This is a genomic window from Pseudoxanthomonas sp. LjRoot127 (assembly GCF_964253495.1).
GTDB lineage: Bacteria > Pseudomonadota > Gammaproteobacteria > Xanthomonadales > Xanthomonadaceae > Pseudoxanthomonas_A.
Genome location: NZ_CAXUQR020000001.1, coordinates 3896314 through 3911062, shown reverse-complemented (window position 1 = coordinate 3911062; position 14749 = coordinate 3896314). Strand labels below are relative to the sequence as shown.

The 14749-nt window shown below is 67.6% G+C and carries 8 protein-coding genes; 4 read left to right on the top strand and 4 right to left on the bottom strand.

Features of this window, described 5'->3' with window-relative positions; genetic code table 11:
• Positions 1-15: 15 nt before the first annotated feature.
• On the top strand, positions 16-3279 hold the full coding sequence (locus tag ACSQ19_RS18465; RefSeq protein ID WP_436040793.1) for a discoidin domain-containing protein: 3264 nt from the start codon (positions 16-18) through the stop codon (positions 3277-3279).
• 142 nt (positions 3280-3421) lie between these two features.
• On the top strand, positions 3422-4084 hold the full coding sequence (locus tag ACSQ19_RS18460) for a hypothetical protein (RefSeq protein WP_435999032.1): 663 nt from the start codon (positions 3422-3424) through the stop codon (positions 4082-4084).
• Between the two features lie 161 nt (positions 4085-4245).
• On the opposite strand, the gene ACSQ19_RS18455 is transcribed toward ACSQ19_RS18460, so the two are convergent.
• The 3 genes from ACSQ19_RS18455 to glk all read right to left on the bottom strand — a co-directional run bounded on the left by ACSQ19_RS18455 (position 4246) and on the right by glk (position 8179).
• Positions 4246-4905: a bifunctional 4-hydroxy-2-oxoglutarate aldolase/2-dehydro-3-deoxy-phosphogluconate aldolase gene (locus ACSQ19_RS18455; RefSeq protein ID WP_435999030.1), complete on the bottom strand. Its 660-nt coding sequence runs from the start codon at positions 4903-4905 to the stop codon at positions 4246-4248.
• A gap of 123 nt (positions 4906-5028) precedes the next feature.
• The gene (gene edd / locus ACSQ19_RS18450) at positions 5029-6939 is read right to left on the bottom strand and encodes a phosphogluconate dehydratase (RefSeq protein ID WP_296281194.1); all 1911 of its coding nucleotides are present in this window, start codon (positions 6937-6939) and stop codon (positions 5029-5031) included.
• Positions 6940-7171: 232 nt separating this feature from the next.
• A complete protein-coding gene (gene glk, locus ACSQ19_RS18445) occupies positions 7172-8179 on the bottom strand; it encodes a glucokinase (protein WP_435999028.1) in 1008 nt (335 codons plus the stop codon).
• A 430-nt stretch (positions 8180-8609) separates the two neighbouring features.
• On the opposite strand from glk, the gene ACSQ19_RS18440 reads away from it, so the two are divergent.
• The gene (locus ACSQ19_RS18440) at positions 8610-9692 is read left to right on the top strand and encodes an ABC transporter ATP-binding protein (RefSeq protein WP_435999026.1); all 1083 of its coding nucleotides are present in this window, start codon (positions 8610-8612) and stop codon (positions 9690-9692) included.
• A 69-nt stretch (positions 9693-9761) separates the two neighbouring features.
• On the opposite strand, the gene ACSQ19_RS18435 is transcribed toward ACSQ19_RS18440, so the two are convergent.
• On the bottom strand, positions 9762-10964 hold the full coding sequence (locus ACSQ19_RS18435) for an aromatic amino acid transaminase (RefSeq protein WP_435999024.1): 1203 nt from the start codon (positions 10962-10964) through the stop codon (positions 9762-9764).
• A gap of 275 nt (positions 10965-11239) precedes the next feature.
• Here ACSQ19_RS18435 and smc point away from each other — a divergent pair, with 275 nt between their 5' ends.
• Positions 11240-14743, top strand: coding sequence for a chromosome segregation protein SMC (gene smc, locus ACSQ19_RS18430; RefSeq protein ID WP_435999022.1), 3504 nt, complete (start codon positions 11240-11242; stop codon positions 14741-14743).
• The last annotated feature ends 6 nt before the right edge of the window (positions 14744-14749 follow it).

The window sequence follows — 14749 nt, the reverse complement described above, 5'->3', positions numbered from 1 at the left end:
GGAGCTTGAATCACCATGAACATCGAACCGTCCTTTCCGCGCAAGCGGGAATCCCGTGATGTCGCTTTCTGCCGCGCGGCACTGGCGTGCAGCGTCCTGCTCGCAGGCGCCACGCCTGTCCTCGCCGCGCCGGACGGCGTGCGCGTCCTCGACGACTTCAGCGATCCGTCGACGTGGCGCGTGGTGACGTCCAACCAGGTCAGCGGCGCGCTGCGGCAGGTCGATGGCGCGGAAGGCAAGGCCCTGTGCCTCGACTACGATTTCAACGGGGTATCGGGACATGCCGGTATCCAGCGCGACCTGTCGATCGCGTATCCGCAGAACTACCGGTTCGATTTCCAATTGCGCGGCGATTCACCGCGAAACGACCTGCAGTTCAAGGTGGTCGATGCCAGTGGCGACAACGTCTGGTGGGTCAACCGGCCGAAGTACGACTACCCGACAGCGTGGACACCCGTGCGTTACAAGCAGCGCCACATCGACAAGGCGTGGGGTCCGGATCCGGACCGCGTGCTGCGCCGGAGCGAGACGCTCGAATTCACCGTCTACAACAACGTCGGCGGCAAGGGATCGGTCTGTTTCGACCAGCTGACGTTCCAGGCGCTGCCGATCGACGATGGTGCGCCGTTGACGGGCGCGGCGAGTGCCTCCGTGGCGTTCCCCGCCGGTGCGGCGCGCATGGCGGTGGACGGCAAGCCCGGCACCGCCTGGTCGGCGGACCTGCACGGCGATGCCGATCCGCAACTGACGCTGGATCTGGGCAAGTTGCGCGAATTCGGTGGTCTTGTGCTGCGCTGGAAGCCCGATCAGCACGCCTCCGACTATCTGGTGCAGCTGTCCGACGATGGCCAGCAGTGGCGTGATGTCCACACCGTGGTCGACGGCAACGGCGGCAACGACTACCTGGCGCTGCCGGAATCGGAAGCGCGCTACGTGCGGCTCACCATCGGCGACGGACCGGGCCGCTCGTTCGCACTGGCCGAGCTCGAGGTGAAGCCGCTTGCCTTCGCCGCGCATCCCAACGACCTGATCAAGGCGATGGCGTCCGAAGCGCCTAAGGGCTGGTTCCCGCGTGGTTTCAGCGGCGAGCAGCCGTACTGGACGATCGTGGGACTGGATGGCGGGCGCGAGCAGGGGCTGATCGGTGAGGACGGCGCCATCGAGTTGTTTAAGGGAGGGCCAAGCATCGAACCTTTCGTGGTCAGCGACGGACAGTTGATTTCGTGGGCTGACGTTAGCGCGAAGCAGTCGCTCCAGGATGGATACCTGCCTATTCCCTCGGTAACTTGGACCCACCCACAGTTCTCGCTGCAGACCACGGCGTTCGTTGACGGGAAGGTCGAGCGCTCGCGGTTGTTGGCTCGCTACGTACTTACCAATACGTCCGACCAAGAGCGTGACTATGCTTTTGTTCTCGCCGTCCGGCCCTGGCAAGTCAACCCGCCCTCGCAGTTTCTCAATACGCCGGGCGGATTCAGTGCAATCAATACACTGACAGTGCGTGAGGGCAACATTGTCATCAACGGCGATCACTCCGTACAACTGCGATTCGTACCTACCTCTACGCTTGCAAGTAGCTTGGATTCCGGCGAGATAGTGGGTGTCCTGAATGGTGTCGACTGGAATGGGTACATGGCGCGACCAGATGAGGGGGGCGTTCCGTTGCAGGTTGGCCAGAGTGGCAGCAACGTAATCGATCCGTCTGGCATGGCCTCTGGCGCCGGTGTACTGCGTGTGCGGTTGCGTCCTGGCGAAAGCAGAGAAATCGGATGGACCGCACCGCTCACCGATGACAACGCGCCACCTCCGGGGCCGCCGATTCCGCCACCAGCGACGATGGAGCAAGAACAGGCCGCGGTAGCTAACTATTGGCGCAGCAAGCTGGATGAAATGAAGCTGCAGGTCCCGGCCGAAGGCCAGGCCGTGGCCGACACCCTGCGCACCGCGCTGGCCCACATGCTGATTTCGCGCATCGGTCCGCGCCTGCAGCCGGGTACGCGGTCGTACTCGCGCAGCTGGATCCGCGATGGCGCGATGATTTCCGAGGGCCTGCTGCGCCTGGGCCGCCCGGAAGTGGTGAAGGAGTACGTCGAGTACTACGCGCCCTACCAGTTCGAGAACGGCAAGGTGCCGTGCTGCGTGGACGACCGCGGCAGCGATCCCGTACCCGAGAACGACAGCCACGGCGAGCTGATCTTCAACATCGCCGAGTACTACCGCTATACCGGCGACAAGGTGTTTCTGAAGAAGATGTGGCCGCACGTGCAGGGCGCTTTCGCCTACATGGAAGAGCTGCGTCTCAGCGAGCGGACCGAGGCCAACCGTGCGGTCAATGCGGCGTTCTACGGGATGATGCCGGCCTCGATCAGCCACGAAGGCTACTCGGCCAAGCCGATGCATTCGTACTGGGACAATTTCTGGGCCCTCCGCGGCTACAAGGATGCCGTCGAGATCGCCGATGCGCTGGGCGACAGCGCGGCCTCGCGGCGCATGGCCGCTTCGCGCGACCAGTTCCGCGACGATCTCTACGCCTCGCTGCGGGCGGCGACCGCCCTGCACGGCATCGCGTATCTGCCGGGTGCGGCGGAGATCGGCGACTTCGACCCGACATCCACGACCATCGCGTTGGCGCCGGGTGGGGAGCAGGACGCGCTGCCGGCGGATCTGCTGCACGGCACGTTCGAGCGCTACTGGACCGAGTTCGTGCAGCGCCGGGACGGCAAGCGCGAATGGAAGGACTACACGCCGTACGAATGGCGCAACGTGGCGGCTTTCGTCCGGCTGGGCTGGCGCGAACGCGCATGGGACGTGCTGGACTTCTTCTTCAAGGACCGTGCGCCGCAGGCGTGGAACCAGTGGGCGGAGGTGGTGTCGCGTACGCCGCGCAAACCGTTCTTCGTCGGCGACCTGCCGCATGCCTGGGTGGCGTCGGATTTCGTACGCTCGGCGCTGGACATGTTCGCCTACACCCGCGAAGCGGACGATAGCCTGGTGCTGGCGGCCGGCGTGCCCACGGGCTGGCTGGACGGCGAGGGCATCGCCATCCATGGCCTGCGCACGCCCAGCGGTGTACTCGGCTACGCGCTGCGCAAGCAGGGGGATGAGGTCGTCCTCGATGCGAAGGCCGGGCTGAAGCTTCCGGCCGGGGGCCTGGTACTGCCCTGGCCTTACGAAGCCGCGCCTGGCGAGACGCGCATCAACGGCAAGCCCGCGCAGTGGAAGGACGGCGAGCTCCGCATCACCACGCTGCCGGCGAAGGTCAGCATCCGCACGCGCTGACCGTCTCGTAGAGCGGAGCTTGCTCCGCTGATCCGGCGTGCCCTGAACGCGGACCGGTCTTTCATCGCCGGGCCAGCCCCGCGCTACGTCATGTCGCGGGACGGAGTACATTGCGCGGCACGTTCCTTCCCCTCTCGCCGCGATGGTCGCCGACAGCCCGCGCATCCCGCTCTGGCCCTTGCCGCTGCTGTTGACGTTGCTGTTCGTGATGGCGGCGCACGTCGCCTACGTGCTGTCGATCCAGGGCGGCCATGTCCCGGCATGCGTGCCGTACATCGGCGGCTGTGTGTCGATCAGCCGCGCTGCACGGCACGGTTGGGGCAATCACCTGTTCCAGTTGCTGGTGATCCCCTGCGCGGTGCTGCACGCGCTGGCGTGGTGGCTGGCCAGGCATTGGCTGCGTGGCGGTCGCGTCATGGTGGTGCTTGGCGTGATGTCGGCCATTGCGCTGGCGGTGTACGCGAACTTCCTCGGCACCGAAGGCGAGGCGTATCGCTTCCTGCGGCGCTACGGCGTGGTGGTGTACTTCGGATTCGGCTACCTGGCGCAGCTGGCGTTGATGCGGCGTGCGGCCGCGACGAAAGCACTGCCTGCGGGCATCATCGTGGCGATGTCGTGGATCTCGATCGCGATGCTCGGATTGGGCGTGGCGAACGTCGTGGCCGGGGTGGTGGTCGATGATCCGTCAGCCAAGGACCGCTGGGAGAACATTTTTAAGTGGTGGCTGGGGCTGCTGATGGTCGGCTGGCATGCGGTGCTGGCATACGGCTGGAAACGGCAAGGCCTGGCGCTGGAGCTGACATGACGCGATCCGATGCAGGAGCGGCATCAGTCGCGACCGCACGGCATCGCATGCCGCAGCATGAGGGCACGGGCCATGTCTCCGGCAGCGAGGGCGTGACGGCGCACGCGCCTCACGGCATTTCACTTCTGCGGTCGCGACTTGCGTCGCTCCCACGGAAAAATTCAGCCGCCCCGAACCCGCTGTACGATACCGGCCGCCTTCGCCGAGCTCTCGGTGACCTTGTCCCACTCGCCGTTGTCCAGCCAGCCCTTCGGCACCATCCACGAGCCGCCGATGCAGACGACGTTCGGCTGCGACAGGTAGTCGGCCGCGGTGTCCTCGGTGATGCCGCCGGTGGGGCAGATCTTCAGCTCCGACAGCGGTCCGGCCAGACCCTTCAGCATGGCCAGGCCGCCGACCGCGGTGGCCGGGAAGAGCTTGCAGACGCGGAAGCCACGGCCCATCAGCGACAGCAGTTCTGTCGGCGTCGCGGCACCAGGCACCACCGGGATGTCGGCGGCGGCCAGCGCATCGGCCAGCGCCGGCGGCGTGCCGGGGGTGACCAGGAAGTCGGCACCGGCATCGATGGACTGCCTGATCTGCTCGGTGGTCAGTACCGTGCCTGCGCCGATCACGATGTCCGGCAGTTCCTTCTTCAACATCGCCAGCGCGTCCATCGCCACCGGCGTGCGCAGCGTCAGCTCGATCGCGGGCAGGCCGCCCTGCAACAGCGCTTCGGACACCTTGCGCGCTTCATCCAGGGTGTGGACGGTGACGACCGGCAGGATGCCGGCGGCGCGGAGGAGGGATTCGGCTTTCTGCTGGCGGGCTTCGATGGTCATGGGGGCAAGTGGGGCGATTCGTGTTGTGGGAGCGACGTGAGTCGCGATCGGCGTCAGGTGGAAGCTTCGCGACTTACGTCGCTCCCACGGAAATGATGTCCGGAAGAAGAGCCTGATTCGACGTTACGCATCCTTGGCCTCGTGGGGTGCCTCCGCGGCGTGCGCGGCGTCGCCCAGTTCGTACTCGGCGTCGTATTCCCAGGTGCCATCGTGGTACGGCAGGCCACAGGAAATCGACATCGCGCCGCGGTCGGCCGGCGTGACCACGTCACGGCTGACCGCGAAGAGGTTGCGGCCCAGGTCCAGCGCCGCGGGCGACGTGTTCGGTGCTATCTCGCGTGCCGCCCATTCCGCGGCGTCGACCAGCGCTTCCAGCGTGCCGGCTTCGGCATCGAGCCGGATGATGTCGCCTTCGCGCAGCTTGGCCAGCGGACCGCCGCGCGCGGCTTCCGGGGTCAGGTGGATCGCGGCGGGAATCTTGCCGGAAGCACCGGACAGCCGGCCGTCCGTCACCAGGGCCACGCGGCGGCCCTGGTTCTGCAGCAGGCCGAGCAACGGCGCCAACGAATGCAGTTCCGGCATGCCGTTCGCGCGCGGGCCCTGATAGCGGACCACCGCGACGAAGTCCTGCGGCAGTACACCGGCGGCGTGCAGCTTGTTGAGCGCACGCGGATCGTCGACGACAACGGCCGGCGCTTCGATGAAGCGGTATTCCGCCTTCACGGCCGAGGTCTTGATGAGCGAACGGCCCAGGTTGCCGCGCAGCAGGCGCAGGCCACCCTGTCCCTCGAACGCCCGCGAGACCGGGCGCACCACCTCTTCGTCCGCGCTCTGGGCGATGCCCGGCGCGTAGGCCAGCTTGCCGTCCTGCAGGCGGGGTTCATCGCAGAAGGCGCGCAGGCCTCCCGGCACGATGGTGGTGATGTCGTGCATCAGCCCGGCGTCAAGCAACTCGCGGAACACCAACTGGGTGCCGCCCGCCGCGGCGAACCGGTTCACGTCGGCTTCGCCGTTCGGATACACGCGCGCCAGCAAGGGCACGGTCTGTGCGATCACGTCCATGTCGTCCCACGTCAGCACGATGCCGGCCGACCGTGCCACGGCGATCCAGTGGATCGTGTGGTTGGTGGAACCGCCGGTCGCCATCAGTGCGGCCATGGCGTTGACGATGGCGCGTTCGTCGATCAGGCGTCCGATCGGTCGGTAGTCGTCGCCCAGCGCGGTGATGGCCAGCGCGCGCTCCGCGGCCGCGCGCGTCAGTACATCGCGCAGCGGCTGGTCGGGATTGACGAACGAGGTGCCCGGCAACTGCAGGCCCATCGCCTCCAGCAGCACCTGGTTGGAATTGGCGGTGCCGTAGAAGGTGCAGGTGCCCGCCGCGTGATAGCTCGCGGCTTCGGCTTCCAGGAGTTCCTCGCGCGTGGCTTCGCCCGCGGCATAACGCTCGCGTACCGCGGCCTTCTCCTTGTTGGGGATGCCCGGCGACATCGGGCCGGCCGGCACGAACACCGCCGGCAGGTGGCCGAACGCCAGCGCGCCCATCAGCAGGCCGGGGACGATCTTGTCGCAGACGCCCAGGTACAGCGCGGCATCGAACATGTCGTGGCTCAGCGAGATCGCCGTGGCCTGCGCGATCACGTCGCGCGAGAACAGCGACAGCTCCATGCCCGGGCGGCCCTGCGTCACGCCATCGCACATCGCCGGCACGCCGCCGGCGACCTGCGCGGTGGCGCCGAGGTCGCGTGCGGCCTGGCGGATCATCTCCGGGTAATGCTCGAACGGCTGGTGCGCCGACAGCATGTCGTTGTAGGCATTGATGATGCCGAGGTTCGGCGTCACGTCCGCGCGCAGGCGACCCTTGTCGGTGGGGCCGCAGGCAGCGAAAGCGTGCGCGAGGTTGCCGCAGCTCAGGCGCGCGCGTTGCGGGCCGTCGCGGTGGGCGGCGTCGATGCCGTCGAGGTAGGCACGGCGCAACGGGGCGCTGCGCTGGCGGATGCGTTCGGTGACTTCCTGGATGCGGGGGTGCAGGCTCATTGGCGTAGGACTAGGCTGCAGACGGATGCATTCTGCATGGCATGGCGGAAAAGGGCCGTGCGGAGCGGCCTTCCTGCAGCTCCAGCGCGTGGAGGGGAAGGGCGACGAACGACGGCGACGGCATGCTGCTTTCTACCGCCTTTGCCGCAGGCGCGAAAGCGACCAAAGGCAGACCAGTCCGCGTGAGGTCGCGCTGCGCGTGCTGCGTTGCAGCGCGCATCTGCGCAAAACCTCAGGCGTGCGCGGGCGTTTTCGGTCCGAACAGTTCGACCGCATACGCGGCCGCGCCGAGCAGGCCGGGACGCGGATGCATGTTGGCGAGCGTGGGCACGCGCCCCATCGCGGGCGAGAAGCGGCCCTTGTGTTCGAAGCGCTGGCGGAAGCCGGAATGCTGCAGTGACGTGAGCAGTTTCGGCACCAGGCCACCGGTGAGGAACACGCCATCCCAGGCGCCGGTCGTCAGCACGAGGTCGCCGGCGATCGCGCCGAACACGGCGCAGAAGACGTCCAGCGTGCGCACGCAGCGCGGATCGCCCGCGGCCGCGCGCGCGGTGACATCCTTCGGCTCCAGCGGACCGCCGGGATCTTCGCCCGCGATCTCGCTCAGCGCGCGATACAGGTTGACCAGGCCGGGACCGCAGATCAGGCGCTCGTTCGACACGCGGCCGAACTGCGCGGACAGGATTTCGAGGATGCGGATCTCTTCCGGCGTACCGGGCGGGAAGCTGACGTGGCCGCCTTCGGTTTCCAGCGGATAGGCGCGTCCGTCGCGGATCACCAGCGCGGCGACGCCCAGGCCCGTGCCCGGGCCGATCACGGCGTACGTGCGTGGAACCGACAGCGGAGCGGGCGCCCAGTGCGCGCCCCCGATGGCGACCACGTCGCGCGGCGTGAGCAGCGACACCGCCATCGCCTGCGCGGCGAAATCGTTGACCAGTCTCAGGCCCTGGAAGCCCAGCGCCTGGCGCGTGCGGTTCACCGAGATGACCCACGGATGATTGGTGATGCGTGCTTCATCGCCGTCGACCCGTCCGGCGACCGCAAACACGCCGTTCTGGGCGGTGGCGCCGGTCTCGTCCAGGTAATGCTGGGCGGCGTCAGCGAGCGAGGGGAAATCGGCGACGACGAATTCACGCACGCTGTCGTCGATGAGCGGCACTGACGCGGACGTATCGGCCAGCGCGAAGCGCGCATTGGTGCCGCCGATATCGGCGAGAAGGACACGATCGGCGCTGCTCATGCGGCCAACATCCTGTTCGAGGCGGGGTGGCTTCCAAAACGGGTCCGCTGCATTCGCCTGATCGATCCTGTGCTGCCGTGGGAGGGCCACGCTGTGTGGGCGGCGAATGATAGCGCGCACCCGCATCGTGGGAAGACGGAGGCGAACCTGTCCGCGCGATGCGTATACGTATGCGCGATACCGGCATGCGCGTGCGCGGCGGGACGTGTGCAGGGGCGAGGGGAAAGCAGGGTCGGCGGCACGTGAGGTGAAGACTCCAGGTTCTTCGCGGCGGTGCCGCTTGCGCCGTGAAAACGGTTACATGGCAGAATAGTGCACCTTCCCCGCCCACGGAACGGGAAGCCGAGCGCATCGCCTGTGAAGGCATGCCTGCACCCGGGAGGGCCGGGACGCAGCGAACCAGCACGGGCGCCGCCCGACCGGAGCAATGATGGCCAGTGTCCAACTCGACCGCGTGCGCAAGGTGTACGACAACGGCCAGGTGGCCGTGCACGGGGCCAGTTTCGAGATCGCCGATGGCGAACTCATGGTGCTGGTCGGTCCCTCGGGCTGCGGCAAGTCCACGCTGTTGCGCATGATTGCCGGCCTGGAAGAGATTTCGGACGGCACCCTGTCGATCGGCGGCCGCCGCGTCAACGACGTGGCGCCGAAGGACCGCGACATCGCGATGGTCTTCCAGAGCTACGCGCTGTACCCGCACATGACGGTGGCCGAGAACCTCGCCTTCGGGTTGAAGCTGCGCGGCACGCCACGCGCCGAGATCGAACGCCGCGTGCACGATGCCGCGCAGACCCTGGGCATGACCCACATGCTGGGCAAGCTGCCGCGTGAAATGTCGGGCGGCCAGCGGCAACGCGTGGCGCTGGGGCGCGCGCTGGTACGCGAGCCCTCGGTGTTCCTGCTCGACGAACCCCTGTCGAACCTCGATGCCAAGCTGCGCCATTCCGTGCGTACCGAAATCGGCCGCCTGCACCGGCAGCTCGGCGCGACGATGATCTACGTCACCCATGACCAGGTGGAAGCCATGACGCTGGGCCAGCGCATCGTGGTGCTGAAGGATGGCGAGATCCAGCAGATCGACACGCCGATGGCGCTTTATGAGAGGCCGGCCAACCTGTTCGTCGCCGGCTTCCTCGGTAGCCCGGCGATGAACGTACTGTATGGCACGCTGCAGCAGGAAGATGGTTTGCAGCTGGCGCTGGACGGCGGTGGCCAGATTTCGCTGGGCCATGCGGCCGTCGCCGGTGCCTGGATCGGACGGCGCATCGCGCTCGGCATCCGCCCTGAGCACCTGCAGCCGGCGGGTATCGGCAAGCCCGCGTTCGAGGCCCATGTCGACCTGATCGAGCCGGTGGGTAACGAAGTGTTCGTCAACCTTCGCTTCGTCGGCCAGCCACTGGTGGCGCGCATGCCGCCGCAGGTGTTGCCGGAGCCGGGGCAGGGCCTGCGGGTCACGGTAGAGAACGCGCCGCTGCACTGCTTCGATCCGGACAGCGGCCTGCGCTTGGGCTGAGGTCGTCCACCGCAGCAAGGAAAAAAGGAGGCCATGGCCTCCTTTTTTCGTGCCCGCCGACGGTATCGGTCAGCCGCGGCTGACCGTGCGCACCGCTTCCGCCACGTACGCCAGGTTCTGCTGGTTCAGCGCGGCCACGCAGATGCGACCGGTCCCGACCGCATAGATGCCGAACTCGTCGCGCAGCCTGTCCACCTGGGCCTTGCTCAGGCCGGAGTAGGAAAACATGCCGGCCTGCTGCTGGATGAAGGCGAAGTCCGGCGCGCCGAGGGCGGCCAGCTTGTCCACGAGACCGGCACGCAGCGCGTGGATGCGCTCGCGCATGCCGCCCAGCTCGCGTTCCCACAGCGCGCGCAGTTCGCTGCTCGCGAGTACGCCCGCGACAAGCGCCGCGCCATGCGTCGACGGGCTCGAATAAATGGTGCGGATGATGCGCTTGACCTGCGACTGCACGGCCTTGGTGGCCGCGGAATCCGGACCGACCACCGACAGCGCGCCCACGCGCTCGCCGTACAGCGAAAACGACTTGGAGTACGAGTTGGCGACGATGAAGCTGTCGATGCCGGCCTCGGCGACGATGCGCACGGCCGCGCCATCCTCGGCGATGCCCTTGTCGAAGCCCTGGTAGGCCATGTCGATGAAGGGGAACAGTCCGCGGTCCTTCATCAGCGCCGCGACCTGGGTCCATTGAGCGACCGTCAGGTCGGCGCCGGTGGGGTTGTGGCAGCAGGCATGCAGCAGCACGACGGTACCGGGCTCCAGCTTGCCCAGGTCGGCGAGCATGCCGGCAAAGTCCAGCCCATGCGTGGCGTCGTCGAAGTAGGTGTAGTCGACGATGTCGAAACCCGCCGCGCCGAACACCGCGCGATGGTTTTCCCAGCTCGGGTTGCTGATCGCGATGGTCGCGTGCGGCAGCAGCTTCTTCAGCAGGTCCGCGCCCACGCGCAGCGCGCCGCTGCCGCCCACGGTCTGGGTCGTGGCGACGCGGCCGGCAGCGACCAGGCCGGAGTCCTTGCCGAACACCAGTTCGCGGGTGGCGGTGTCATAGGCGGCCAGGCCGTCGATCGGCAGGTAGCCGCGCGGTTTGCCCTCGGCGGCCAGCGCCTGCTCCACCTGGCGGACGCAGTCGAGCAGGGGAATGCGCCCCTGTTCGTCGTAATAGATGCCGACGCCGAGATTGACCTTCCGGGTGCGGGGATCGGCGTTGTACGCCTCGGTCAACCCCAGGATGGGATCGCCGGGTACGAGTTCTACGGATGCAAAAAGAGACACGGAGTGGGGACCGTTGGTGGATGAGGGAGGGGGGTGAAGCCGCCCGCGATCCTAACAGGCGGGCGCTTGCGCCGTACGCGGACGGCGCGCGGGCGTACGGGCCTGGCAGGCCCGGGCATACGGTGGCGGGGGCGGCTATACTCATCCGTTGGCGTGCCAGCAGGCAGGCCGGATTGCCGTGGAATCAAGGCCTTGGCAGTCGAAGCTGATCCCATTTCATACTTGCGGCAGCGCGTCGGACCGGTCCGGTCGCGGTGCCCGGAAGACACCGCCGCATGCGCCTTTCCACCATCAAGCTGTCCGGTTTCAAGTCGTTCGTCGATCCCACCGTGCTCCACCTGCCGACCAACATGACCGGCGTGGTCGGCCCGAACGGGTGCGGCAAGTCGAACATCATCGACGCCGTGCGCTGGGTCATGGGCGAGAGTTCCGCCAGCCGCCTGCGCGGTGACTCGCTGACCGACGTCATCTTCTCCGGATCGGCGGCGCGCAAGCCGGTGTCGCAGGCTTCGGTCGAACTGATCTTCGACAACAGCGACCACACCATCAGCGGCGAGTTCGCCGCGTTCAACGAGATCTCGGTCCGGCGCCTGGTCAGCCGTGACGGTCAGAGCAACTATTACCTCAACGGCACCAAGTGCCGTCGCCGCGACATCACCGACCTGTTCCTCGGCACCGGCCTGGGCCCGCGCAGCTACTCGATCATCGAGCAGGGCATGATCAGCCAGATCATCGAGGCCCGCCCAGAAGACCTGCGCGTGTACCTGGAAGAAGCCGCCGGCATCTCCAAGTACAAGGAACGCCGCAAGGAAACCGAGACCCGCATCCGCCACACCCGCGAAAACCTGGACCGCCTCAACGACCTGCGCGAGGAGATCGGCAAGCAGCTCGAGCACCTCAAGCGGCAGGCCAAGCAGGCCGAGCAGTACAAGGCGCTGCAGGAAGAGCGCCGGGTCAAGGACGCCGAGTGGAAGGCGCTGGAATACCGCGGCCTGGACGGCAAGCTGCAGGGCCTGCGCGAGGCGTTGTCCCAGGAAGAGACGAAACTGCAGCAGCTGATCGCCGAGCAGCGCGAAGCCGAACGCCTGCTGGAAACCGACCGCGTGCGCCGCGAGGAGGCTGCCGAAGGTCTCAACAAGGCGCAGGGCGAGGTCTACCAGGTCGGCAGCACGCTGGCCCGCGTCGAACAGCAGATCCAGCACCAGCGCGAACTCGCCGACCGCCTGAAGCGGGCCCGCGACGAGGCCCACAACGCGCTGCAGGAACTCGGCCAGCACATCAGCGGCGACCAGACCCGCCTCGACGTGTTGCGTGAATCGGTCGCCGATGCCGAACCGCAGCTCGAGCAGCTGCGCGAGGAGGACGTGTTCAGGCAGGATGCGCTGCGCGAGGCCGAAGCCCGGCTGGCCGACTGGCAGCAGCGTTGGGAAACCCACAGCCGCGACTCCGCCGAGGCCTCCCGGGCCGGCGACGTGGAGCGCACGCGCGTCGATTATCTCGACCGGCAGTCGCTGGAAGCCGAACGCCGTCGCGAAGCGCTGGCCAATGAACGCGCCGGGCTCGACCTCGATGCGCTGGCATCCGCGTTCGAACAGCTGCAGCTGCAGCACGACACGCAGAAGGAATCGCTGGAGTCGCTGACCGAGCAGGTCGAGGCGCGCAAGCAGGGCGCGGCCGATGTGCAGGAACAGCAGCGCGCCACCCAGGCCGAACTCTCGGACGTGCGCAAGCGCGCGCAGGAAGCCCGCGGTCGACTGTCCTCGCTGGAAACCCTGCAGCACGCTGCGCTGGGCCAGGAACAGGGCGCCGCGATGAGCTGGCTGGAGGCGCGCGGCCTGGACAATGCCTCGCGCGTCGGCGAGAAGCTGACTGTCGAGCCCGGTTGGGAGAACGCCGTCGAAGGCGCGCTCGGCCAGCTGATCGAAGGCGTGCTGGTCGATGCACCGGAAGCGCTGGTCGATGCCTTGGGCGAACTCGGCGATGGCCGCATCGCGCTGGTGTCGGACGACCGCAGCGACGTTGCCTTCGCGCCGACGTCCCTCGCGGCCAAGGTGCAGGGCCCGGCCGCGATCCGCCGCCTGCTGGCCCGCCTGCACGTGGCCGACGACCTCAATGAAGCCCGCCGTCTGCAGTCTCAGCTGGGCGAGGGCGATTCCGTCATCACGCGCAACGGCGAACGCCTGGGGGCCGGCTGGGTCCGCGTGCTGCGTTCCGGCGCAGCCAAGCAGGGCGCCCTGCTGCGAGAGCGCGACATCCAGTCGCTGCGCGCCGAGATCGAAACCCTGCAGGCACGCGAAGCGGAGCTGGAAGAACGCTTGGCCGGGCTGCGCGATGCGTTGCTCGCCGCCGAACAGCAGCGCGAAGACGCCCAGCGCACGCTGTACATGGCGCACCGTGGCGTGTCCGAGCTGGCCGGCCAGCTGCAAAGCCAGCAGGGCAAGGTGGACGCTACGCGCACGCGCCTCGAGCGCATCGATGGCGAGATCGCGCAGTTGGTCGACACGCTCGATACCAGCCGCGAGCAGGCCCGCGAAGCCCGCGCGAAGCTCGAAGACGCCGTGACCCGCATGGGCGACCTCGAATCCGCCCGCCAGGCGCTGGAAAGCGAGCGCCGCCAGCTGGTCGACGCGCGCGATCAGGCTCGCGAGGCCGCGCGCGCCTCGCGCGACGCCGCGCACGCGCTGGCGCTGACGCTGGAGTCGCAACGCACCCAGATCGTGTCGTTGAGCCAGGCACTGGATCGCATGGGCGGCCAGCGTGGCCACCTCGATTCGCGCCTGGAAGAACTCACGCTGCAGCTGAGCGAAGGCGATTCGCCGGTGCAGGAACTGGAAGCGCAGCGCCAGGCGGCGCTGGAGCATCGCGTCACCGCCGATCGCCAGCTTGCCGAGGCCCGCTCCCTGCTGGAAAGCATCGACAACGAACTCCGCAAGTACGAACAGACCCGCCAGCAGCGCGACGAACAGGCCGTGGCGCAGCGCGAGCGCATCTCGCAGCGCAAGCTCGACCAGCAGGCGCTCGCGTTGAAGGCCGAACAGCTCTCCGAAGGCGTGGTCGCCGGTGGTTTCGTGCTCGAGGACGTCATCAACACGCTGCCCGAGGTGGCCGACGTGCGCGAGTGGGAACAGGCCGTCACCCAGATCGATGGCCGCATGCGCCGGCTGGAGCCGGTCAACCTGGCCGCCATCCACGAGTACGGCGAAGCCAGCCAGCGCTCGGAATACCTGGATGCGCAGCACGTCGACCTCACCACCGCGCTGGAGACGCTGGAAGAAGCCATCCGCAAGATCGACCGCGAGACGCGCGGCCGCTTCAAGGACACCTTCGATCGCGTCAACGCGGGCGTGCAGCAGCTGTATCCGCGCCTGTTCGGCGGCGGCCACGCCTATCTGGAACTGACGGGCGAGGATCTGCTCGACACCGGCGTGGCCATCATGGCGCGCCCGCCGGGCAAGCGCGTGTCCAACATCTCGCTGCTGTCCGGTGGCGAAAAGGCAATGACCGCGGTGGCCTTGGTCTTCGCCATCTTCCAGCTGAACCCCGCGCCGTTCTGCTTGCTCGACGAAGTCGACGCACCGCTCGACGAGGCCAACGTTGGTCGCTTCACCAACATGGTGAAGGAGATGAGCGAGAAGGTGCAGTTCCTCTTCGTGTCGCACAACAAGGCGACGATGGAAGCCGCACACCAGCTCAGTGGCGTTACCATGCGGGAACCCGGTGTCAGCCGGCTGGTGTCGGTGGACCTGGAAGAGGCCGCCCGCCTGGCCGGCGCCGCCTGACCCTTC